Consider the following 21,710-nt stretch of genomic DNA (forward strand, 5'->3'; position numbering starts at 1 on the left):
TCGCGCAGGTCACCGAGGTGTGGACGGCGAAGAACCGCGAACGTTGGCGAAGTTGCGCGAACTTCCGGCAGACGTGCCGGGCTGTGGAGGGGGAGAAATGAAGCGATCAGGGCGTCTGCCCGGCCCGCTGAAAGGCCGCACGGCCGAGGCGAACGCGCTCGCGACGTTCCTGCGAGAACTGACCGCGGACTGGACGGGTACGCAGCTGGCGGAGCGGTACAGCCTGAGCCCGAGTGTGTGGAGCGAATACCGCTCCGGCCTGAAGATCATTCCGTTACCGCGTTTGAACAAGATCATCGAAGACCGCTACGCCCGCGACGGCCGCACGAGAGCCGACAAGCTGCGCGATGCGCGCCTCCTCCACACGGCGGCCACCGCAGCCGTGCTCGCCGCCTCCCGGACGCCTGCGGTCTCCGGATCGCCGACACCCGCCGCGTACCCGACCGAGCCTGCGCACTCCGCCGTGGTGCCGGCCGTCGTCGGGCCCCCGGTCGACAGCTCGGCGGAGGCGGACCCGCAGCCTTCCGTGCCCGGCCCGGACGCGACCTCCACCCCCGCCCCGACCGCCGACCCGACCGCCGACCCCGCGCAGGCAACGACCGTGCCGGCCCACGTCGAAGGGCCGCCGGTCGAGGCTTCCGGCCCGCGCAGTGACGATTCCGCCCCCGCGGGCCCGCCGCCCTCGGCCCCGGCCGCCGCACCGCTGTCCCCGGCAGAGGCGGCCGCCGAACCTCAGCCGTCCTCGCGGCCCCCTGCCGAAGCCGGGACCGCGACCCCCGCAGAGGGGCTCGGGCCACCGAAGGCGTCCCGTCGGCCGGGTCGACGGCGGGGCCACTGGAGGGCGCCGGCGCAGTGGGCGGCGCTCGCGGCACTGGTCGCGGTCCTCGTCATCGCCAACCAGAGCGACCCTGCCAAAGCCCCCTCCGACACGGCCGCACCCGGTGAACTTCCGGATGACCGGCAGATCACCGCGCCGGCGGACCCGGGCTTGCACACGTCCCCTCCACCGGCGCCCGACCCGTCCGCCACCGGACCCACGACCCCGGTGTCCCCGACCCCACCGGTCTCCACGAACCCCGACCAGACCCCCTCCGAGAAGGCCTCCGCCCCGGACGCCACCCCACCCGCCGCGGCCCCGCCGGCTCCGCCCGCCGCCGGTGAGGGACGTGCCGAGGGGAGCGTGGGCCCGCTCTTCATCCGCAATGACCGCACGGGCAAGTGCGTGGACATTCCCGGTCTTGGCGGGGCCGTGAACGGTACCCCGGTCAACCAGTACACCTGCGACACCTCGACCACCGATAACCAGCGCTTCTTCGTCGACTTCCGGGGGAGAACCTCATCGGGCTGGCAGATCTTCACCATCCGCAGCGCCAAGGTCACGAACATGTGCCTCGATCCTGTGGGTGTGGGCAGGCCGGGGGTCAACGAGCCCTTGCAGATGTGGACCTGCGTGCCGAGCGCCGCGGACAACCAGCGCTTCTACGAACAACCCCTGCCCGGCGGACGCGCCTGGATCGTGAACGAGGCCAGCGGCCTGTGTCTGGACGTCGCCGGACTCAACGCGGGCAACGACGCGCGGCTGCAGCTGTACCCCTGCATCGACGGGCCCTCCGACGACCACAACTGGTCACTGTTGGCGGCGTAGCCCCGGCGCTTCGCCGGCTACGGCGCGCATCGAACGGCGGCGAAGCCGCGCCGGGGCCCGGCCGTGCACCCGACCAACCTCCGACAAGACAAGGCGACGAACCCGGTGGCGCCCTCGCGATCGGATGGGCGCGCGACGATGGGCGACCCGTCGGCGCAGCGCCTGTTCACCCGGGAGTTCGTCGCCCAAGTGCAGCGCCTTGCCCGGCCCGGGGCATCCGGACCTCGGCTACACCACCTGGGGGCAGGCATGAGCAGCGGCGAGACGTCCGGCGTCGACCTGGCCCGGGTCGCGCTGCGGACCGCGACGGAAGCGGCCCGGAGAAGCGGTGCCGGCCACAAGGCGAAGCAGAAGCCGCGGCCGGTCCGTACGGTGCGCCGCGACGGGGCACGCGCCGATGGTCCTTGGCGCGGCGCTCGGGGCGCCGGTCACCGAACGGGCCTGGGAGGCCCCGGCGGCCCCGGCGACGCCCCCACCGGCCCACCGAAGACGCGGGAGACAGCGTTCGAGGGCCATCGCCACGCGCTCGCCGCGCACCAGAAGGCGGCGTCGCCGTGCCGGGTGGACACGGCCATCGCGGAGGCGAGGAAGCACGCGCTCAGCGCCGCCGCCACGCCGCGGCGACCGAGGCCGCTGCCCCCCTGCGCCGCGGCACGCACCACTACGGCTGCTGGACCTGCGCTTTGGGCTGCCCGGGTGCGTGGGTGGGCACCCGTGGGCCCCGCCGGCTCGCACCCGGTGGATCAGCGCGCCGCCGCCGCGCTGTGGCGGGCCGGTAGGCGAGTTGGGCCTTCAGCCTTCGGTGCCCGGCGGATCGGCTTCGGAGACGGCGGCGAGGGTGACCTGAGCGGTCCATGCCCCGGGCTCCTGGGGCGGCTCCCAACTCACCTCGACGTCGGCTCCGTGGAAGTCGCGCCCGAGTTCCGTCACCATCCGTGCCGACGCGGCCCGCGCGTCGTGCGGGTCCGTGCCGACGGGCACGTTCAGCCGCCCGCAGAGCATGCCGCCCTCCACGGTGAGGACGCTGTGGCGCCACCCCTCCGGCGTCACCAACAGCACGATCCCCTTCGGCATGCCCCAGGCAGGCCGGCTCTTCTTCTCCCTCTTGCGTCTCGCCATGCACTCATCCAACATCGCCGCGATCGCACCAAACAGCTGGGGGCCTGCTCGGCTCTGCGGGCCGAGGCGTCTCCAGGGGTGGTCTCCGTAACGGGTCCCGGTGGCACTGTCAGTGCCCCGTGGCATTGTCCAGCCCATGATCGACATTTTCGAGGGCGTCGACCGGGTCGACTGGTCGTCCATGGGCCACGCCTACGGCACGGCCGAAGAAGTCCCGCTGTGGCTGGAACAGATGGCCTCGCCCGACCCCGACATCCGGGAGAGCGGCTTCAGCAGCTTCTACGGCGCGGCCCACCACCAGGGTGACGTCTACGGGTGCACGGCCGCGAGCCTGCCGTTCCTCCTCGCACTCGCCGGGGATCCCCGGGCACCCGACCGCGCGGCCGTCATCCAGCTCCTGCTCAGCATCGGCAGGAGGGCGCTGGACTGCGGCCCCGACCAGGTGTACTTCAGCCCGTCCGGCCACGAGTCGACGCCCTATGCGGACGTCGTTCCCCGGATGTGTGAGCGCGTCGAGGACTTCGTCCGGTACGCGGCCGACCCCGACCCGCGGGTACGGCAGGCCGCCGTCCCGGCCCTGGGACTGTTCCTCGACGACGCCGACCGGGCGTTCGCCGTGCTGCGCGAGCGGCTGGCGGCCGAGCACGGCACCATCGAGCGGCTCCTGGTCATCGAGACGGCCGCGACCCTGGCCCGGCGCCTGCCGGCCGCGTACGGGCCGGTGACGAACTGGCTTAACGCCCTGGAGGCCGAAACCACACCGGCCGCCGACATCCGGCTCGCCGCCCTCGTCCACCGGAGCGCCTGCGCACCGGAGGAAATCGGCGCCGGCCTCGTCCCGACGGCGATCGACCTGCTCCGGCAGCTCACGCCCGAGCCCGCGCCCCAGCCCAGGGCCGAGGCCGGGGAAGCCGCATCCGGAGCCGAAGCCGGGACGACCGACCGCGGGCCGTGCACCTGCGCGGACGTCCCCGCCGCACCGGCACCGGACCAGGACGTCCCGCCGCACATCGCCGCAGCCTTCGCCGACCTCGACCGGCACGGCCGCAGGCACGCCCCGACCACAGAGCTGCTGACCACCCTCCACGGCATCCTGGACGCGCGGACACCCGAGCGCACGGCCCTGCTGACCGCCCAACTCCGCAGCCCGGACCGGGCCACCCGCTACGACGCCATCGCCATGGCCAAGAGCCTGATCGACACGTGGCGCGGCGACCACTCCGGCCTCGTCCGGCTGCTCGCCGACTGCCTGCTGCCCCAGGACCCGTACACCGCCGCCGAAGCGGCCGAGACCCTCGGCCGACTCCCCGCCGCCCTCGCCGAACCCGCCCGCGAGGCCCTCGCCGCACTCCTCGAAGCCCACCGCGCCAGCCACGGACCGACCGTGTGGGCCACCCCGCACCCCCTGCTGCGCCGCGCCCACCAGCAGGCCGTCACGGCACTGGCCCGCCTGGGCGACGAACGCGCCCTGCCCGGGCTGCTGACGGCACTGGACACCGACACCGACGCCTGGCGCGCGATCCGTGTCACCGACCACTTCCCCCACGCCGCCGGAGAGCTGCTGCCCCGACTGACCCGGCGCCTGGCCGACGCGGACTACTCCCGCGAGTGGACCTGGTCGGAACGCCGCGCGCTGGTCACCGCCCTCGGCAGGCTCGGCGACCCGGCCGCAGTACCCGCACTCACCGCAGCCGTCACCGCCTCCGTCCGGCACGAGCAGTGGCACGGCGCAGCCGAGGCCATGAGCGCGCTGGCCCGACTCGGCACCGGCGCCGCCTCCGCCCTGGACACGATCCGCCCGCTCGCCGACGCCAAGGACCCTCAGGTGCGCTTCGCCGCGGCAGAAGCCCTGTGGTCCCTCGAACGCGACCCCGTGGACGCCGTACCGCGGCTGACCGAACTCCTCGAAACCCACAAACACCACGACGCGGCCGACGCCCTCGGCCGGATCGGAGCACCGGCGGCCGCGGCCCTGCCCCGTCTGCGGCAGATGCTCGAAGCCGGGTACGAGTGGACCCGGGTTCACGCCGCCGCCGCGATCCACGCCATCGGCGGCCCGGCCGAGACGGAGCTCGTCCTGCCGGTGCTGCTGGAGGCCTGGGAGCAGAACGACGCGACCGCCAACCACGTACTGGAGTGCCTGCAACGGATGGGCCCCGCCGCCGTCCCCGCCCTTCCCCGGATCCACGCGGAACTCGCCCTGGCCCGCCGCAGCGGCGGCCCCTTCACGAGCATCGAGGACGACGAGGCCCTCCAGCACGCCGCCCGAACCGTCATAGGACGGCAGGCCTGAGGCGAGTCCACCCGGGCAGCGGCCGATCGGCGCCTCGACCCGGCCGTCGAGGGATCTCGGTGAGTGGCCCCCGGTGCCGGTCACGCTGCGAGGTGACCTTGAGGGTTTCGAGGGAGTGCGGGTGGCGGGCCCGGAGGCCGACTCGATCCGGCCAGTCTGCTCCATGGCCCCGGCACCGGAACACCAGGCGCGATCCCGCCTGGTTCCGGACAGCCGGCCCAACAGCCCGCGGCGGTACCCGGCGACGGTCGGTCAGGGTTTGGCGGCGATCTGCTTGCACACCTCGTTGCGGACCGCCGGCCGCGGTCGCGGCGAAGGCGTCCAGGTCGACGGAGGCCGGCGGGGTGTCGAAGTCGACGCTTCCGGCGACGGCGATGACCGCTGACCCGTCTGCCCAGGTGCATTCGCGTTCGAGGCTGATGTACGACTGGCCGGCCTCGTGACGCCGCTCAGCCGGACGCGGGCTCGTGCGCCCGCAGCGGCGCATTGCCTGTCAGGGCGCCACGCCGATCCTGGTGCAGCGGCATCGGCCGCTGCCGAGAACTCTGCTTGGGCCGCGGCCCCGCGACCACCCTCCGACCGGCTGCCACGCACATCCGACCGGCTGTTCTCCGGTGGCCAGGTGACCCGGGGATGGCGCCGTCAGGTCCTGCGGTGGGGGAGGACGGCGTCGACCTGGTACCCGCCCTCGGGAGTGGGGCCGCTGACCAGGGTCCCGCCGTTCTCGGTCCGTTCCCACAGGCCGACCAGGCCGTCTCCGGAGCCCGGCAGCCGCAGGCCGGGCCGGCCGGCGGCCGTATTGCGCACGGTCACCCGCAGCCCGGGGCCGGTCCGGCGGATCTCGACGACCGCGTCGCGCCGGGGGCGTGCTCGCGCACGTTGGTCAGGGCTTCCTGGACCGTCCGGTAGACGGCCCGCTGGATGGCCGGACTCGCGTCGCCCGGGACCTCGCCCAGCAGCCGCTCGCCAGACCGCTGCCCGACACCAGGTCCGCGAGCCGTCCCGGGGTGTGGCGGCGCGTGTCGTCGCCGTCCGCACCGACCTGCGCGCTGCCGGCCTGTACCGCGATCAGGCTGACCTGGTGGGAGGGCACGTCGTGCATCTCCCGGGCCGGCCGCGCCGTTCGCGCTCCGGAGCCGGGCAGGACGACGGCACCGCCTCCGAAGCCGAAGCCGGGCAAGAGCTAGCCGGCCGTGCGCGACGGCGGCCGAGCCGTAGCGTTCAAAGTCAGTCTGTTGCAACGCTCCCGCTCCTGCTGTTGCGTTCCCTTCTGAACCGGTGCAACGATTTTAACCTCTCCTACCTGCATATTTGCGAGCCATGTGCACCTTCGGCGTTGCTGTCTCGATTAACGCAACGTAGCGTTTCTCTTGTCAGAAACAAAGGTTCGGAGGGGTGGGTCATGGAGGCGGTAGTACTGAACCGGCGGCAGGAGATACCGGGCGCCTTCGCCTCGTTCGCCCGCTTCGTGCTCTGCGGCGGCGGAGTGGGGCTCGTCTCCAGCTTCGCCGTGGTGGTCCTCGGCTCCTGGATGCCCTGGGCCCTGGCCAACGCCGTCATCACCGCGGCTTCCACGCTCCTGGCCACCGAGCTGCACGCCCGGTTCACCTTCGGTGCGGGCGGCCGCGCGACCTGGCGCCAGCACACGCAGTCGGCCGGATCCGCAGCCGCCGCATACGTCGTCACCTGCATGGCGATGCTGATGCTGCACCACCTGGCCGCGGCCCCCGGCGCGCTCCTCGAACAGGTCGTCTACCTCACCGCCTCTGCGGTCGCCGGCGTCGCGCGGTTCGCGGTCCTGCGCCTCGTCGTCTTCGCGCGCCACCGTCTGTGCGCGGCGCCGGTGCCCGTCCGCGCCGACCGCCCCGTGTCCGCGACCGTTGGACGCGCCACGGTACCCGCCGATCCGACGGCGCTCTGCCGCGCCGCCTGACCGCTGCGCCCGGTCCTGGGAACAGCGCTCTCACCCGCAACCGACTGGCTGCGCTCGCACCGTGACTGCCGCATGGGAACCCGCGACACCGGGCGTGATGACGCTTGCCTCGGGTCGGCGCGTCCGCGGCCGGGGGCTGCCGACTTCTGGCTGCCGTCCGACCCCACCACGACCGCCGACGCGCTGCGCGAGGCATGGGCGCGCGCCCAGGCCGAACGCGTCGAGATCGCCTGCGGCGGTGGACGCGGACGGGCCGGCACCGCGCTGGCATGCCTCGCCGTGCTCGACGGGGTACCCAGCCGTGAGGCCGTCGCCTACGTCCGGGAGCACTACGCCCCGCGCGCCGTCGAGACGCCCTGGCGACGCCGCTTCGTCACCCGCTTCCCGTAGCGGTCATCCGTCCCGGCCGGGGCGGTCCTCCCGTTCCGCCAGGGGGGTGGCGGCCCAGCCGTGTTCCAGCAGGGTGAACAGGTCGTGCATGGTCCGGGTCGGGTCTTCGCTCGCACGGGCGATGCCGGGTGCTTCCAGGGCGAAGCGTGCCAGGCCGGTGACGGCGGGGTCCTCCGGGGCGAGCCCGCCGGCCTCGGCGAGGGCGGCGGCCAGCGTGTTCTCGTGGCGCGACCACATGCGCCGGGCGTAGTCCCGCAGCGCCGGGGTGGATTCGACGAGGACGAACGTGGGGTCGTCGGTCCGCGCGGCGGTCCGGGTGCGCACCATGTGGTCGCGCAGGGCGTGCAGCACGGACTGCCCCGGGGCCCGGTCGCGAACGGCGGCGACCAGGTCGCTCTCCATGTCCGCGTCGAGGTCGAAGACGAGGGCCTCCTTGCCGGGGAAGTGCTTGAAGAGCGTGCTCAGCGAGACGTCGGCCGCCTCCGCCACCTCGCGCACGCCGACGTTGTCGAAGCCCCGCTCCGTGGACAACACCGGCGGCTGGCAGCAGGAGCTCGACGCACTCAAGACGCGCGCCGAGCAGCCCGCCGCGTGACCGACGAACCCCGCGGCGCGGTGGAGGCGGTCGACACCGTTCTCGCCGCCCTGGCCGATCCGACGCGACGCCGGCTGCTCGAAGTGCTCGCCGCGCAGGACGCGGCCACCGCGACGACGCTCGCCGAACATCTTCCCGTCTCGCGCCAGGCCGTGGTCAAGCACCTCGCTGTTCTGGACGCCGCCGGGCTGGTGAGCGGCGGCCGCGTCGGTCGCGAGGTGCGCTACACGGTGCGGCCGACGGCGCTCGATGCGACGGCGCAGTGGATGGCCTCGCTCGCCGCCGACTGGGACCGGCGCCTGGCGCACGTCAGGCGCATCGCCGAGGCGGCGGAGCGGGAATCGCGAGCCGACCGGACGACCCCTTAGAGGAGCACGATCATGTCCATGGAGAACCGGCGCCTCACACACGCTCCTGCCGCACATGCCTGCATGGTGGTGCGCAGGCCCGCGGCGGAGGCGTTCCGGGCCTTTGCCGATCCGGCGGTCACGTCCCGGTTCTGGTACGGCAAGAGCAGCGGGCCCATGGTCACGGGATCCGAGCTGCGCTGGGAGTGGGAGACCTACGGGACGTCAGCCGACGTCCGCGTCCATGAGGTGCAGAAGGGACGTCTGATCCGGTTCGAGTGGGGTAACTACGGGCAGCCGACCAAGGTCGAGCTGAAGTTCACCCCGCACACGGAACAGGTCACCTTCGTCGAGGTCACCGAGACCGGTTCCAGGGCTCGGGGGACGACACCGTCCGCTGGGTCAACGACACCGTCGGCGGCTTCGCCACCGCCTGTGCGCGATGAAGGCCCTGCTCGAACACGGCATCGAACTCAACGCCGTCCCCGACCACCACCCGGTCTGACCACCACCGAGCCCAGCCTCCACCCGGCCCTCACCCGCGTGCAGGAAGGCTGGGACCCGCCGATCTCAGGCGGATCGTCCCGGTTTCCCGTCGAGGAACGGGATCCCCACGGGACGGACGCGGCCGCAGCTCCGGACGCGGGCCCTTGAACGGCGCCGGTCATTGAGCGGTGGCGGGATGCCGGCCACCCCGACCGGTGCGGGCACCTTGCCTCAGCAGCTCGGCAGGGCCCAACCGCTGGTAGCGGCCGACGAGCTGATCGAGCAGCCGTTGCGACCTTGCATCGCCGGGTGTGTAGATCCACATTTTGATGTCGGGGGCGGAGGTCATCGCGAAGCCGCTCGCGGTCACGCTGATCTCGTCCCAGTCGACGGTCCGGAACGACTTGCGCCGCGTGACGCCCGAGGCGACGTCGTGCCTGGCCCACATTTCGGCGAAGCGTCCGTTCGCCTCGGAGAACCGCCGGATGAACCCGGTCCAGTACGGGTCGCCCAGCCGGCGGCCCGCCTCGACCCGCAACTGGGCCACCATGAGGGAGACTTCGCGCTCCCACTCGACGAGCGGCTGCAGATGCTCTTCGCAGGTGAACAGATGCCACAGCACATTGCGGTCCGCCGCCGGCAGCAGTACCAGGCCCGGATCGAGCGCCGCGTACGCGTCATTGAAGGCGAGCACGTCGTAGCGGGCGGTCACGATGCACGCCGGCAGCGGGACCAGGGCATCGAGGATGGTCTGGTGCTCCGGCGCCTGGGGCTGCCGCGCCGACTCGCCGGGGGGCACGCTGGGAATGTTCGCGAGCCGGTAGAGATGGTCCTGCTCGGTCCGGTCGAGCCGCAGCGTCCGGCCGATCGCGTCGAGGACCTGGACGCTGGGGTTGATACGACGCCCCTGCTCAAGCCACGTGTACCAGGCGACCCCGATGCCGGAGAGCTGGGCGACCTCCTCGCGGCGCAGGCCGGGCGTGCGCCGCCTCGTGCCGTGCGAAATACCCGCTTCCTCCGGGGCGGTGCGCTCCCGGCGCAGCCTGAGGAAGGCGCCCAGCTCGGAGCGCCGCTGGGCTTCGTCGGCTGCGGAACCGCTGGTGGGACCGTTCACGGAGTCGGTGTCGTCGGGCATCACCACCCCAGTGTGCAGGACGGCCGAACAGCGCAGCCGATACTCCTGGTACCGGGATCACTGGATGTCTGGCACGCCCATGGGACCGCCAGGATCATCACCGGCATGAGTCAGACGAAACAGACCCGGACCGTCACACCCCCATCTCAGGGCAGCGTGCCACCGGCCCCCGACCCCGCTGTACGGCGGCGCCGGAACAACCGCATGCTGGTCGTCATGCTGGGCGCCGTCTTCATGGCCCTGCTCGACTCGACCATCGTCAACGTCGCGACACCGACCATCCGCTCCGACTTTGGCACCACCGGCTCGGCGCTGCAGCTCATCGTCTCCGGCTACACCATCGCGTACGCCACCCTGTTGGTGACCGGCGCCCGTCTGGGGGCCCGCAACGGTTTCCGGGCCATGTTCCTCTTCGGACTCGTCACCTTCACCGCGGCCTCCCTCGCCTGCGGTCTGGCACCTGACCCGGCGACCCTGATCGGCGCCCGCGTGGTGCAGGGCGTCGGCGCGGCGACGATGATGCCGCAGATCTACAGCCTGATCCAGCTGAGCTTCGAAGGGGCCGCGCGGGCCCGCGCGCTGAGCCTGTACGCGGCGGTCATCGGACTCGGCGTGGTAACGGGGCAAGTCGCCGGTGGCCTCCTGGTCAGTGCGGATCTCTTCGGCACCGGCTGGCGTCCGGTGTTCCTGATCAACGTGCCGGTGGGAGTGGTACTGGCGATCGCCGGACTGCGGCTGCTGCCGCGGGGGAAGCCACCGAAGCCCAAGGGCCTGGACTTTCCCGGTCTGATCACACTGACCGCGGTGCTCCTGCTGCTGGTCGTGCCGCTGGTCATGGGCCACGAGCGGAACTGGCCGCTGTGGATGAGGATCTCCTTGCTCGCCTCGCTGCCCGCGCTCATGGTGTTCACCCTCGTCGAGCGTGCCGTCACGCGCCGCGGCGGGGTGCCGCTGGTGCCGGGCCGGGTTCTGAGGACGCCCGGCCTGGTGACGGCAGCGTCCGCGAACTTCTTCGCGATGGCCGGGTACGCGGGCTTCCTGTTCGCCTTCTCGCAGCACATGCAGTCAGGACTCGGCGAGTCCGCGACCCGTACCGGTCTGACGTTCGCGCCGCTCGCCATCGGCGTCGCGACCGGCAGTCTCACCTGGCAGAAAGTGCCCGAGCGGCTCCGCCGGCGGATGATCGCCACCGCGTGTGTGTTCGCCGCCGTCGGCTACGCGGCCATCGGCTTCGACATGCGCTCGGGCGGCCACGGCGGCATCGAGCTCCCGGCGCTGCAGCTGTTCGTCGGCATCGGGATGGGCTACGTCACCAGCCCCCTGCTCACCGTGGCGCTGGCTCAGGTCGAGCCGGCCGACGCGGCGGACGCGAGCGGCGTGATGACGACCGCGGCGCAGATCGCGCAGGTCCTCGGCGTCGCGGCGTACGGCAGCGTGTACCTCGGCGCGGCCGACGGCCAGTCGCCCGGTTCCTCTGCGCACGCCATCCTCGTGACCGCGCTGCTCGTCACGTTCGGGGTGTTGGTCGGCGCGCTGGCGGCATCAATGCTGCCACTGCAGCAGCAGACGGCCTGAGCCGGTTGCTCGCGACCACCAGGGGCACGTCCGGGCACGGCCGGAAAGCAGGCCGCCGCGGTCGGCCGAGGTCACCCGTCCCGAGCCGGCCGGCCTTCCTGTCCCCCCTCATGCCCGACCCGCGCCCCGCCCACGGCGACTGATCTCGGCCCAGGGAGGGAGCGACGCCCGCAAGCAGCGGAACACGGTCGAGCGTGCGTCGGGAGCGGGCTCCGCGCGTCTCCAGCGGCTTTGTGGCGTGAAGGGGTTCGTCGCTGTCAGATCAGGACGACGCACCCCAGTCGCTCCAGTTCGCTGACGATCGGCAGGGACGGATCGACCCCGTTCCAGCGCAGGCAGCGGAGCCGGCCGATGGCCTCGGGCAGGGAGGTGAGCCGGTTGTGCTGTGCCCTGAACTCGATGGTGCTCGGTGCCGCGGAACAGGCCAGGCTGCTCTCGCCCGGTCTGCTCGGTGGGCCGTCGTTCCTCTCGGCTCCCCGCACGGGCCGCCCGTCAATCGTTCACGATGTCGTGGCAGGCCGAGACCGGCGCCACGGCGGTCTTCTGAGCGTCCCGCCAGTGCGCGGCCTCGCCCTCCACTCCGCGCTTGGCCGGCGTCACGTACCCGGCCCACGGGCCCTGGCCGTCGCTGTCCATCGTCTCGATGCCCACGACGTACTGCTTGCCGGGTTCGAGGACGGCGTACAGCGGGTCGTCGTTGACGTACTTCCCGGCCGCCGTGCCGCCCTTCGTGACGCCCTGAGTGAGGGTCAGCTGCTCGGGCACGGAGCCCTTCAGCGTCTTGAGGGACTTCACCTCGCTGGTGAGGAACGAGCTGCCGCCCTCGTTGTCCCAGCCCCGCGTGTTCTCCACGACCTCGACGACCGCCATGTCGGGGAACTCGCTGGCGACGACGGGATCCTTCGTCAGGTCGGCGCCGCAGACGGCATGGGTGGAGGAGGCCGTGCCCGCGACCGCGTACCAGCCGCCGCCGACGATCAGCAGTCCGCCGCCCAGGCCTGCGGCAGTCCACATCCGTGCACCCATGATCAGCCCCACAGTTTCTTGTAGTTGGCCCTGTCAACGGCCTGCGGCACGTCGAAGTTCTCCTGCACGTCCGGCCACATCAGTGAGTCGGTGGTCGCGTGCGCCTTGTGGCACAGGCCGAGGGCGTGCCCCAGCTCGTGCGCGGCGACGCTGCGGCGCTTCTTCGGCGAGTAGCTCTTCATCTTGGCCTTGCTGAACTTGACGTAGTCCGTGAAGCCGGGCGCGGCGCGGAACTGCCACTCGCCGGCCGCTCCACCGTTCAGGCTGCCGACGTCCCCGAATTCGAGGTCGTTGACGGTCGTCGCGGAGTCCTTGAGGATTTTGATCTTCGCTCCGGCGTACTGCCAGGCGGCGATGGCGTGCCTGATCTCGGGGTCGTACTCCGAGACCTCGGTGTACCGCAGCTCGCCGCCGTCGACGGAGCTGTGGGACGTGGATTCGGACTCGCCCTTGAGGCACGGCGCCGGATCCACGGCGTGTGCCGGGCCGGGCGCGAGGAGCAGCAGGGCGGCGGCCGTCGACAACGCGGCGAGGGGACGCTTCATCCTGTCCACGTTAGGGCTCCGGCTGGAGTGGCCGATCGTTTCCTCGGCCCGGTGAAGACGGAATGCGCAGGCCAATCCGGACGGGCTGGACGTCGAGGCGCTGCTCGGCGCCCGGGACACCCGCGGCGTCGTGTCACGTTCCGCCCCGCGGACCGGTGCCTGCCCGGCGGCGCGTGGCTCACCACCGCAGCGGAGGTCCTCGTCCCCGCAGCGGTCTCCTACTGCGTCGGCCCCGCCGAACAGGCCCGGATCTCCGCCCGGTACGTGGTTGAGGCGGCGAACCTGCCGTGCTGCCCGAGGCCGAACGTCTCCTGGCGGCACGCGGGATCACGGTCGTCCCCGACGTCGTCGCCAACTCCGGTACGAACGCCTGATGGTGGTGGACCCTCTTCGGGGACATCGGCCCTGACGCGGAAGAGGCGTTCGCCAAGGTCCGTACGTCGATCCCGCGGCTCGTCACGCTCGTCCTGGACACGGGCGCGGCCGACGGCACGTCACCCCGCGCCGCGGCGCGCACCCTGGCCCGGCACCACCTGGCAGCGCTGGGCGAGGTCCACGGCACCTACGCCTGAGGGGCCGCCGGCCTCCCGCGTTCCTTCGCCCGCTCAAGGACGCCAGGGGGGTGTCGGCGTACCGTCCGGGTCCAGGCCGTACGGCCACAGCCTGTGGAGGGCATTGGGCAGCTGGGCGAGGCGGACCAGGGCGTTGGTGATGCGGTGCCTGGCCACCCGGCGCGCCAAGGCCTCGGGAACGTCCCGGTTCGTGGCGGCGCCCCGTACCAGGAGGAGGTGGACCAGGGCGTGGGTGCTGCCGTGGTCGGCCACCTGGCGAGGTTCCCGGTGCCGTGCCAGTCCGCGGACGCTCCCCGCATCACGGCCAGGCAGAACAGGGCGCTGGTGGTGCCGTGGCAGGCGGCCTGGCGAGCCAGGGCGACGGCGCCGTGCCAGTCCCCGGCCGCGCCCTGCCCGGGCCCGGCTGTGGCACCGCATCACGGTCGCGGCCACCACAGCTCTCCGCGGGACGGCCGGCAGCCGGGCCTACGCCGGATGACCGGACGGTCGTCGGCGGAGGGCGACCTGTGGCAAGCTCATCTCTGCGAGGGGGAGGGAAGCCTGATGGTCCATTACCAATGCGGATCGTGCTCGTACCGGACCGACGATCTGGGCGAGGCTCAACAGCACTCGCGCGAGACGGGCCATGTGTGCGTCGGCAAGGAGGTCGCCGAGCCGACCGCACGCAAGTTCGGCCGGACCAAGGGCCTGGCCGTAGCCGGCGTCGGCGTTCTCGCCGCCACCACCATCGGTGTCATCACCTGGAAGTACAAGAAGCTCCAGGAGGACCACGAGGAGCTCCAAGAGGATCACGAGGAGCTCCAGACGAAGCACGAGGGACTCGTGTCCATGGCTGCTGGACTGCTCTCGCAGTTGGCGGAGTCGACGGCGGAGAACGAGAGCCTGAAGTCGGAGAACGACTACCTGAAGTCGGCCACCGGTGCCTCGAAGACACTCAAGAGCTACGACCGCTGAATGCCCTCCCGAAGAGGGAACAAGCAGCTCAAACGGGCCCTGAATCCCGGCCCACGGCCGCGATCACGTGACCAGCGGCTCAGCGAGGAGGACGACGCGGTCGGCCTCGACATCGAATCCGAGCACCGGATGGCCGTAATCGCCCTCCGGATCCATCAGGACCGGCTTGCCCAACCGCCGCCCGATCTCCCGCAAGAAGCCGCAGAACACATCCAGTCGCTCCTGACCCTGCAACTCCCAGAGGTCAACGTCGAAGTCTATGACCTCGTGGTCATGGAAACGGAAGATCGCCAGCACATCGGCAACCGGCCAGACCCGCAGGTCCGCGCACTCGGCGTCGGCCGGGCGGGACAGCACGCTCTCCGCCCGAGGCACCGGCAGCACGGTTCCGCCTTCGGAGTACTGACACTTCCAGCCCCTCGCCTCGACAAGATCGAGGACCGCCTGCCAGTCCTCCACCGAGGCATCCGGCACCCGGACGTCCGGCAGCGACCCAAAGAGGTCAGGGTCGAAGAAACAGCTCACGTCATCCCACAGCAGATCAGCCACAACGCCATGCTGCCCGGCTCCACGACCCAACGCAGCCCCGTTTTCGTTGACCAAAGAGACAGGGGCCCCGCCACAGGGGAGACCGGCCGCATCGTCGACGAGGTCCCGCCCGGCCTTCTCACCGACGGCCGCTGGACCACATCGGGGCCGACGCGCGGAGGAACGGACCACCGCCGCGGACCCATTCACCCGACGCCGCAGACACTGACGCATAGCCGTGTCAGTGAAATGGGTAGGTGTCACTAACCCGTCTCCGCTACCTTCGTCAGACGACACCGGTCGGCACCCGAGCCCCACCGAGGAGCCCCGCGCATGCCCCGCACCCGCCGCAACCTCTGGCTGCACAAGGCCAACTACCGGCGCATCGCCGACGCGGACGCCTTCCTCACTCCCTCGCAGCTCCTCGAACTCCTCCTCACCGCATACCTCGACGGCCATGTCGCCCTCGCCGTCCCCGAACGCCCCGCCCGGGAACCCGGCCGCGGCCGGGTGGTCGTCGCCCTGGACGACACCGTGTTCGCCCGCGCCGAAGCCGAGAGCGGCGAGGGCCGCACCTCACTCGTCATCGACTCCCTGATCGCGGCGTACCTCGCCGGATCCGTCACGGTCACGCTGCACGCCACCACCAAGGCCGCCCAGCACCGGGCCCCCATCACCGTCGAACCGTCCGCCGAGGACGACGCCACCGCCGCCGCCTGATCCGGAAGGAGCACCATCCGTGAGCGCCCTGCCCCAGCACCGTGAGCCCGAGCCCCTGCCCCGCACCCCCAACGCCATCGCCGCCGCCCTCAATCCCACCCGCAAGGGGACGTTCCTCGAGGAACTCCTGGCCGCGCAGGCCGGCGCCGACATGCTGGAGGTCATGGACCGCTGGTACCTGCGGGCCATCGCCGACTCCACCCGCACCGACACCGACCGCGCCCAGGTCGCCGCCCTCCGCTCCGGCGACCGGACCGGCGTCCGCTCCCTCGACGAGGTCCTCGCCGCCCTGGGGAACGGCCAGTGAGCCACGGCCTCAGCGATCAGGCCGCCGCCGTCCTGGGCGTCATGGCCGGCAAGGCCCCCGAGGTGTTCGCCACCGTCGTGCGGTTCCTGCCGGTCATCACCGCCGCGCACGAGGTCGGCACCGTCCCGCCCGGCGCCACCCCCACCGACCAGTGGGGCGACGTCCACGACACCGCCGTGCCCGGCGCCCCCGTCATCGTGGAGTGGTACACCGCAGACCCCGAGTCCCTCACCATCACCCGCATCACGTGGCTGGAGACCACCGGCTAGCCCCGCCACCACCGCCACCCATCAGGCCCAGCCGACGACCTCGACCTGACCGCCAGCACCGTCAGCGGAACCGTCCGCTTCCCCTACCGCCGACGCCCCCCGCCGCCGCACGCTCTGACACCCCACCCGCAACACACGGAGCAGCAGAGGCTGTGGACATCGCGGCGGGCTGCGGCGACGCCAAGGCGGAGTTCACCCCCGCCCCGTAGACCACAGGTGCTGAAGGGCCGTCGTCCCCTCCGGGGTAGCGGCCCTTCGTCGCGCCCAGGGTCGAAGCCGCGGGCCCGGCTGCCTGGCCAGGTACAGCCAGTGGGGCCATCCCAGGCGGCACACCTCAGTGGCCGGGACGTGGTGGATGTGCGCCATCGCCAGCTGCGCGGAGTGCTCGGGTATGGTGCGGCCCGACTCCCAGCGGGAGACCTTCTCGCGTCGGGCGGCCATCTGGCCGAGACCCAGCGCGGCGTGCGTCTCGGCGACCAGCGCCGGTGTCAGCCGCAGGTCCTGGTGCTCCGACCACGGCACGGCCGTCGGCCGGACGAGTGAGGAGCACCCCGAGGGCGGGATGGCACGGCCTGCCGCGTGTTGTGCGGGCGCTGATCAGTAGCGGCCGCCGCCCGCCGCCACGGGCGTCGCAGCCGCTGTGGGGGGCGCGTCCGCCACAGGCGTCGCAGCCCCTGCGGTCTTCGTCGCGGTGTCGACCAGGTAGTCCGCGAAGTGCTCCGTCAGCGGCTCGCCGGTGATCGGCTCCAGGAACAGGAACTGCCCCTGCGGGTTGACCTCCAGCCAGACGGGCTCGCCCTCCGGGGTGAGCTTCAGGTCGATCACCCCCATCGGCAGCTCCAGCCGGTCGAGGGTCCTGCGGACCAGGCGGGCCAGGTCCTCGGGGACCGGCCACCGCCTGATCGGGACGCGGAGGTCGGGCCGCCAGTCCAGTTCCTCCGTCTCGATCAGCGCCGCGAACATCCGGTCGCCGAAGCAGTTGAGCCGGATGTGGTGCCGCCCCGGAACGTACTCCTGGTAGGTCGCCGGGCACACCGCGAAGGACTCCGCGGGCAGCGACAGCGGGTCGTCGATCCACTGGGTGAGGAGGGAGGGGCCCGGCGCCCCCACGACGGGCTTGACGATGACCCGCCCGACCTCGCGCGTGAAGTCGACGACCTCGTCACGCGACTGCGTGATCAGCGTCCGCGGCACGCGGAAACCGGACTGCTGGGCCACCCACAGCTGGTAGACCTTGTCCCCCGCCCGGTCGGTCGCCTCCGGCGGGGAGATCCACTCGCCGTGGAACGAGGCGGCCAGGATGCCCGCCAGCGCTCCACGGCAGTCGTTGTTCACCAGGGTGACCTGCTGCGCGCCGACCTCCCCGTCACCCGACGTCACGCCGGACATGGTGAGCTGGTCCGCCCGTGCGCGGCGCCACCACAGCAGCTCCGCCTCGGCGGGGGCCACCGTCCGGCCCTCCGACGTCAGCACGGTGGCCGAGGAGCCCGAGCCCGAGCCGGAGCCCGAGCCGTCTTCCGGTAGCACTCCGGCCAGCTCCCAGGACAGGCCCGGCCTGCCGCTCACCGAGTCGCACTCCACGATGTGGAACTCCTCGCCACGGGCGCGGACGGCGAGCTGGACGGCGATGGCGTGCAGGTCCTCGTGGTACGACAGGGCAAGGATCATGCCGCGTCGCACTTGTCGCAGCAGCAGTTGGGGCCGCACCCCGTCTCACAGGTGTGGCCGGCCAGCGCCTCGGCGGAGATCTCCATGCCGGTGGTGGTGCGCAGGGCCACCTCCCAGGCACGCAGCTCCTCAGGGGTCTTCAGTTCCACGAATCCGGTCGCCTGGGTGCTGAACACCACGGGCGGGGCCACGTTGTGGAAACCCTCACGGCTCTGGTCCAAAGGTTCGCCCAGCTTGAAGCCGTTCATGGTCACGGCCTCCCTCGATTGTTTCCCTCGCCCCCGAGTCCTGATTGCGGATTGCTTCTTCCTCCACTGAACCACCGCCGTACCGGGGGCGCACCTGCTCGGGACGCATAGTGGAGCATTCAAGTAAGCGCTGCCACAGGGAGATTAGGGCGCCGGGGGAGATGCGAGGACGACCAAAGATTTCTCCGTCAACCACCCGCCCCACGCCCGGGTGGAAGCGGTTCCAGCTCGGGGCCATCCGCGACAGTCGTGTGTGATCGCGAATTCCCGGCGCGCTCGGCTCCGTGCGCCCCCGGTGCGCTCCGTTGCACCACCGGGCGCCGGTTGGCCGAGCCTCCGGGACCCTGCCCCGGCCGCCCCGGCGTTCATAGCATGGTCCCACCGCCGACAGGGGGAGCCGATGGCCAGTTATCTGCGGTTCGAGGACTCCGACGGGACCACCGTGTTCCTGGAGAGCGAGAAGGAGGACCTGTCTGGGTTCTCCGGCGTCCAGAAGGTCGGCCTCAGGGGGCGGCTGCAGGACGGGGTCGCAGTTGCCCAGGACTCCTTCGAGCGGGCGGTCGGCCAGGTCCTCGCGGTGCACGCCCGGGTGTTCGTCAACGCCGTCCGGGGACTTGAGGTGCCCCCGGACCAGGCGGAGATCACGTTCGGGCTCAAAGCCAGCGGGGAGGCGGGGAACTTCGTCATCAGCAAGGTGGCGGGCGAGATGAACTACGGCGTCAGGCTGGTCTGGAACGCGGCCGGCACGCGCGGCGACGGGCATACCGCCGGCCCCGCCCCGGACCCCGGAGGCGGAGCCGGAGCCGGAGCCGGAGCCGGAGCCGAAACCGCTCCCGCTCCCGAAACCGCTCCCGCTCCCGCTCCCGCTCTCGCCCCCGATCCCGGACGGGAGCGGGGACCCGGAAGCGAAGCACCGGACACGGCGTAGCACGGCGACCCGGCGGAGGGAGGGGACCAGCATGACCGACCGGCTCCGGGAGGGCATCGTCCGCGTGGTCGGCGACGACGGCGCCACCTGCGGCGCCGGCTTCATCGCGGCCGCCGGGCTCGTCGTCACCTGCGCCCACGTGGTCGTGGACGCGGGGTCCGGTCCCGGACGGGAGATCGCGCTCGTCCGGCACGCCGACGGGGCGCGCTGGCGGGGGACCGTCGTCGAGGAGTGGTGGGGCGAGCCGGACGCCGAGGACGTCGCCGTGCTCCGCGTCCCCGAAGCCCCCGCCGAAGCGGCCCTGTTGCTCGGCGCCCTCGACACGGCCGCCGACCGGCAGCTGCGCACCTTCGGGTTCCCCGCGGCGAAGCCCGTCGAGGGCCTCTCGGGCCGGTGCCTCGTCGTGCCGGGCTCCACCACGGAGAACGGACACCCCGTTCACGTGCTGGAAAGCGACCAGGTGACCTTCGGCTTCAGCGGCGCACCCGTCTGGGACGACGAACACGAAGTGGCCGTGGGCATGGTCACCAGCATCATCGGGGTCCGCCACGTCGTCGCCGGAGCGGGCGACAGGGGGCGCTTCGCGGTGCCGGCCGACCCCGGCATCCGGCTGACCCGTACGGCCTTCATGGGGCCGGTCACCACCATCCGTGCCCGGTGTCCCGAACTGGGACTGCCCGAGGACGTCCCGTACCTCGGGCTGGACGCCTTCGAGGACCCACGCTTCTACTTCGGCCGCGACGACGCCGTACGCCGGCTGACCCGGACGCTGGCCCGCGAGCGCAGGGCCGTCCTCGTAGGGAACTCCGGCTCCGGCAAGTCCTCCCTGCTCCACGCCGGACTGGACAAGGCCCTCACCGGCACCTCGGGCGACCTCGGCCGCCGGCTGCGCTGCGACATGGTGGCGGGCACCGACCCGCTGCCCGCGCTCGTCCGGTCCCTCGCCGCCGGCCGCCCCGCCTCGGAACCCCGGGACGGGCGGACCCCCGGCGCCGTGACGGCCGAGGGACGGGCCGCGCTCGCTCGCCTGGCCGCGGCGTTCGGCCCGGGCTGCCCGCCGGACCCCGGCCCGCCGCAGGAGCCCCGCCCACTGCCGCCGGAGACCGTCCCGGAGCGGCTGAGCGGCATGCCGCCCGGCGAGGCCGCCGCAGCGCTCTCCCGGGCCGTACCCGCCGGACTGCTGCTCCTCGTCGACCAGTTCGAGCGCCTGTACGCCGCTACCGACGAGCGGACCGCGGACCACTTCACCGACGTCCTCCTCGCGCTGCGTGACCACGGCACCGTCGTCGTCATCGCGCTGCGCGCCGACTTCTACGGCCGCGCCCTGCGCCACGCGGGCCTCGCCGACGCCCTCACACGCCGCCAGGTCACCGTCCTGCCCATGACCGCGGAGGAGCTCCGCCAGGCCATCGTCGAACCCGCCCGCCTCCAGCTGCGCCGGGTGCAGCGGGAGCTGGCCGACCGCCTGATCGCCGACGTACGGGGACGGCCCGGCGCGCTGCCCCTGCTGGAACTGACGCTCAAGCAGCTCTGGAAGACCGAGGCCGACACCGGCGTGCTCAGCCTCGACGGCTATCTCGCCCTGGGGAGCGGGGGAGCCGCAGGCCCCGGCGGCGCAGACGGCCCGGCGGAGGTGAACCCCGCGCAGGGGGTCGCAGGGGCCGTGTACCGGGCCGCCGAGGAGACCTGGCGCGACAAGCTCACCGACGAGGAACGGGACGCGGCCCCGGCCGTCTTCGTCCGCCTCGTCGCCGCCGAGCAGATCGGCGACGCCTCGGCCTCCGCCCTCACCGCCCGGCGCGCCTGGCTCGGTGAATGGGACCCCGTCGCACGCTCCGTGGTCGCCACCTTCGTACGCGAGCGGCTCCTCGTCCTGCGCGGCGACCCGGTCAGCGGCCGCCCCGCCGTGGAGATCGCCCACGAGGCGCTCATCGAGGCCTGGCCCCGCCTCACCGACTGGGTCCGCTACCACCGGGCCTTCTCGGACTGGTACGCGGCCGACTTCGCACCGGCGTTCCAGCTCTGGACCGGCCACGACCGCCGGGAGGAGTTCCTGCTGCCCAAGTCGACCACCGATGCCGCCCGCGCCTGGTGCGTACAGCGCCCCGCCCTCATGGCCGGACCCGCCCTGGAATACGTACGGGCCAGCGCCGAACGGCTCGACCGCGCGCAGGAGGAGGCCTGGCACGCCCGGCGCAACGCGGACGAGTCCCGCAGCATCCTGTGGGCCACCCGCGCCGTCCGGCACGACGAGCCCACCACCGCCCTGGCCCTCGCACTCAACCGCCCGCACGGCTGGAACACCCGTCGGGGCACGGCCCTGCGCGCGCTGGCCGAGGTCGCGTACCGGCCCGGCCTGCGCGAACGAGCCGCGCCATGGCCACACCGCCCCCAAACCTGGCCGTCGCCCAGCGCTCCGGGCTCCTC

At 72.5% G+C, this 21,710-nt stretch carries 23 protein-coding genes and 2 pseudogenes; 14 read left to right on the plus strand and 11 right to left on the minus strand.

The window, feature by feature from the left end:
• Positions 1–97 precede the first annotated feature (97 nt).
• Positions 98–1,645, plus strand: coding sequence for an RICIN domain-containing protein (locus tag SSNG_RS34855; protein WP_042804646.1), 1,548 nt, complete (start codon positions 98–100; stop codon positions 1,643–1,645).
• A 792-nt stretch (positions 1,646–2,437) separates the two neighbouring features.
• Here SSNG_RS34855 and SSNG_RS34860 read toward each other — a convergent pair.
• Entirely contained in the window at positions 2,438–2,764 is a 327-nt protein-coding gene (locus SSNG_RS34860) for a hypothetical protein (RefSeq protein WP_129593415.1), read from the minus strand.
• A 136-nt stretch (positions 2,765–2,900) separates the two neighbouring features.
• Here SSNG_RS34860 and SSNG_RS34865 point away from each other — a divergent pair, with 136 nt between their 5' ends.
• The gene (locus SSNG_RS34865; RefSeq protein WP_007268676.1) at positions 2,901–5,057 is read left to right on the plus strand and encodes a HEAT repeat domain-containing protein; all 2,157 of its coding nucleotides are present in this window, start codon (positions 2,901–2,903) and stop codon (positions 5,055–5,057) included.
• Between the two features lie 642 nt (positions 5,058–5,699).
• Here the strand turns inward: SSNG_RS34865 and SSNG_RS44495 are convergent.
• Complete coding sequence (locus SSNG_RS44495; protein ID WP_007268678.1) at positions 5,700–5,870, minus strand: hypothetical protein; 171 nt, start codon at positions 5,868–5,870, stop codon at positions 5,700–5,702.
• Positions 5,871–6,459: 589 nt separating this feature from the next.
• Here SSNG_RS44495 and SSNG_RS34870 point away from each other — a divergent pair.
• Both SSNG_RS34870 and SSNG_RS34875 read left to right on the plus strand, forming a co-directional pair.
• Positions 6,460–6,990, plus strand: coding sequence for a GtrA family protein (locus SSNG_RS34870; protein WP_042804648.1), 531 nt, complete (start codon positions 6,460–6,462; stop codon positions 6,988–6,990).
• Between the two features lie 61 nt (positions 6,991–7,051).
• A pseudogene (locus tag SSNG_RS34875) lies at positions 7,052–7,380 on the plus strand (protein phosphatase).
• A 3-nt stretch (positions 7,381–7,383) separates the two neighbouring features.
• On the opposite strand, the gene SSNG_RS34880 reads toward SSNG_RS34875, so the two are convergent.
• Positions 7,384–7,911 carry a TetR/AcrR family transcriptional regulator gene (locus tag SSNG_RS34880; protein WP_241695309.1) on the minus strand — a complete coding sequence of 176 codons (528 nt, stop codon included), beginning with the start codon at positions 7,909–7,911 and terminating at the stop codon, positions 7,384–7,386.
• Positions 7,912–7,971: 60 nt separating this feature from the next.
• Here SSNG_RS34880 and SSNG_RS34885 point away from each other — a divergent pair, with 60 nt between their 5' ends.
• Together SSNG_RS34885 and SSNG_RS40750 are read left to right on the plus strand one after the other, a co-directional pair.
• The gene (locus tag SSNG_RS34885; RefSeq protein WP_042804649.1) at positions 7,972–8,343 is read left to right on the plus strand and encodes a metalloregulator ArsR/SmtB family transcription factor; all 372 of its coding nucleotides are present in this window, start codon (positions 7,972–7,974) and stop codon (positions 8,341–8,343) included.
• 12 nt (positions 8,344–8,355) lie between these two features.
• The gene (locus SSNG_RS40750) at positions 8,356–8,976 is read left to right on the plus strand and encodes an SRPBCC domain-containing protein (protein WP_007268684.1); all 621 of its coding nucleotides are present in this window, start codon (positions 8,356–8,358) and stop codon (positions 8,974–8,976) included.
• A 10-nt stretch (positions 8,977–8,986) separates the two neighbouring features.
• Here the strand turns inward: SSNG_RS40750 and SSNG_RS34890 are convergent, their stop codons facing one another.
• Positions 8,987–9,943, minus strand: a complete 957-nt coding sequence (locus SSNG_RS34890) for a helix-turn-helix transcriptional regulator (protein ID WP_007268685.1) — start codon at positions 9,941–9,943, stop codon at positions 8,987–8,989.
• Between the two features lie 105 nt (positions 9,944–10,048).
• Between SSNG_RS34890 and SSNG_RS34895 the strand changes: the two genes are divergently transcribed.
• Entirely contained in the window at positions 10,049–11,518 is a 1,470-nt protein-coding gene (locus SSNG_RS34895; protein WP_007268686.1) for an MFS transporter, read from the plus strand.
• Between the two features lie 257 nt (positions 11,519–11,775).
• Here SSNG_RS34895 and SSNG_RS34900 read toward each other — a convergent pair whose 3' ends face one another.
• Genes SSNG_RS34900 through SSNG_RS34910 form a run of 3 tightly spaced genes read right to left on the minus strand, consistent with a single transcriptional unit; the run spans position 11,776 to position 13,089 of the window.
• Complete coding sequence (locus tag SSNG_RS34900) at positions 11,776–12,000, minus strand: hypothetical protein (protein WP_007268687.1); 225 nt, start codon at positions 11,998–12,000, stop codon at positions 11,776–11,778.
• 10 nt (positions 12,001–12,010) lie between these two features.
• Positions 12,011–12,532 (minus strand): hypothetical protein, encoded by a 522-nt coding sequence (locus SSNG_RS34905; RefSeq protein WP_129593416.1) that lies wholly within the window; start codon positions 12,530–12,532, stop codon positions 12,011–12,013.
• Between the two features lie 14 nt (positions 12,533–12,546).
• Complete coding sequence (locus tag SSNG_RS34910) at positions 12,547–13,089, minus strand: matrixin family metalloprotease (protein ID WP_007268689.1); 543 nt, start codon at positions 13,087–13,089, stop codon at positions 12,547–12,549.
• Between the two features lie 70 nt (positions 13,090–13,159).
• Between SSNG_RS34910 and SSNG_RS44505 the strand changes: the two are divergent.
• Positions 13,160–13,661 (plus strand): annotated as a pseudogene (locus SSNG_RS44505) (glutamate dehydrogenase); the annotation flags it as partial.
• A gap of 33 nt (positions 13,662–13,694) precedes the next feature.
• Here SSNG_RS44505 and SSNG_RS34920 read toward each other — a convergent pair.
• Positions 13,695–13,913 (minus strand): hypothetical protein, encoded by a 219-nt coding sequence (locus SSNG_RS34920; RefSeq protein WP_042804651.1) that lies wholly within the window; start codon positions 13,911–13,913, stop codon positions 13,695–13,697.
• 291 nt (positions 13,914–14,204) lie between these two features.
• Here SSNG_RS34920 and SSNG_RS34925 point away from each other — a divergent pair, with 291 nt between their 5' ends.
• Complete coding sequence (locus SSNG_RS34925) at positions 14,205–14,615, plus strand: hypothetical protein (RefSeq protein WP_129593418.1); 411 nt, start codon at positions 14,205–14,207, stop codon at positions 14,613–14,615.
• Positions 14,616–14,678: 63 nt separating this feature from the next.
• Here SSNG_RS34925 and SSNG_RS34930 read toward each other — a convergent pair whose 3' ends face one another.
• Positions 14,679–15,164, minus strand: coding sequence for a hypothetical protein (locus SSNG_RS34930; protein WP_007268692.1), 486 nt, complete (start codon positions 15,162–15,164; stop codon positions 14,679–14,681).
• Positions 15,165–15,476: 312 nt separating this feature from the next.
• Between SSNG_RS34930 and SSNG_RS34935 the strand changes: the two genes are divergently transcribed.
• The 3 genes from SSNG_RS34935 to SSNG_RS34945 are packed head-to-tail and all read left to right on the plus strand — an operon-like array spanning position 15,477 to position 16,439.
• The gene (locus SSNG_RS34935) at positions 15,477–15,863 is read left to right on the plus strand and encodes a hypothetical protein (protein ID WP_007268693.1); all 387 of its coding nucleotides are present in this window, start codon (positions 15,477–15,479) and stop codon (positions 15,861–15,863) included.
• 19 nt (positions 15,864–15,882) lie between these two features.
• Positions 15,883–16,170, plus strand: coding sequence for a hypothetical protein (locus tag SSNG_RS34940; RefSeq protein ID WP_007268694.1), 288 nt, complete (start codon positions 15,883–15,885; stop codon positions 16,168–16,170).
• Complete coding sequence (locus SSNG_RS34945; protein ID WP_007268695.1) at positions 16,167–16,439, plus strand: hypothetical protein; 273 nt, start codon at positions 16,167–16,169, stop codon at positions 16,437–16,439. Before SSNG_RS34940 ends, SSNG_RS34945 begins: the two co-directional genes overlap by 4 nt.
• A gap of 597 nt (positions 16,440–17,036) precedes the next feature.
• On the opposite strand, the gene SSNG_RS34955 is transcribed toward SSNG_RS34945, so the two are convergent.
• Together SSNG_RS34955 and SSNG_RS34960 are read right to left on the minus strand one after the other, a co-directional pair.
• The gene (locus SSNG_RS34955; RefSeq protein WP_206731428.1) at positions 17,037–18,107 is read right to left on the minus strand and encodes a hypothetical protein; all 1,071 of its coding nucleotides are present in this window, start codon (positions 18,105–18,107) and stop codon (positions 17,037–17,039) included.
• Complete coding sequence (locus SSNG_RS34960; RefSeq protein ID WP_128637626.1) at positions 18,104–18,355, minus strand: hypothetical protein; 252 nt, start codon at positions 18,353–18,355, stop codon at positions 18,104–18,106. The genes SSNG_RS34955 and SSNG_RS34960 overlap by 4 nt, the downstream gene beginning before the upstream one ends.
• A gap of 400 nt (positions 18,356–18,755) precedes the next feature.
• Between SSNG_RS34960 and SSNG_RS43140 the strand changes: the two genes are divergently transcribed.
• Together SSNG_RS43140 and SSNG_RS42705 are read left to right on the plus strand one after the other, a co-directional pair.
• The gene (locus SSNG_RS43140) at positions 18,756–19,283 is read left to right on the plus strand and encodes a CU044_2847 family protein (protein WP_050780032.1); all 528 of its coding nucleotides are present in this window, start codon (positions 18,756–18,758) and stop codon (positions 19,281–19,283) included.
• Between the two features lie 31 nt (positions 19,284–19,314).
• The coding region (locus SSNG_RS42705) for a serine protease (RefSeq protein ID WP_007268700.1) at positions 19,315–21,710 on the plus strand (2,396 nt) is incomplete at its 3' end.

The sequence above is a fragment of the Streptomyces sp. C genome (assembly GCF_000158895.1).
GTDB lineage: Bacteria > Actinomycetota > Actinomycetes > Streptomycetales > Streptomycetaceae > Streptomyces > Streptomyces racemochromogenes.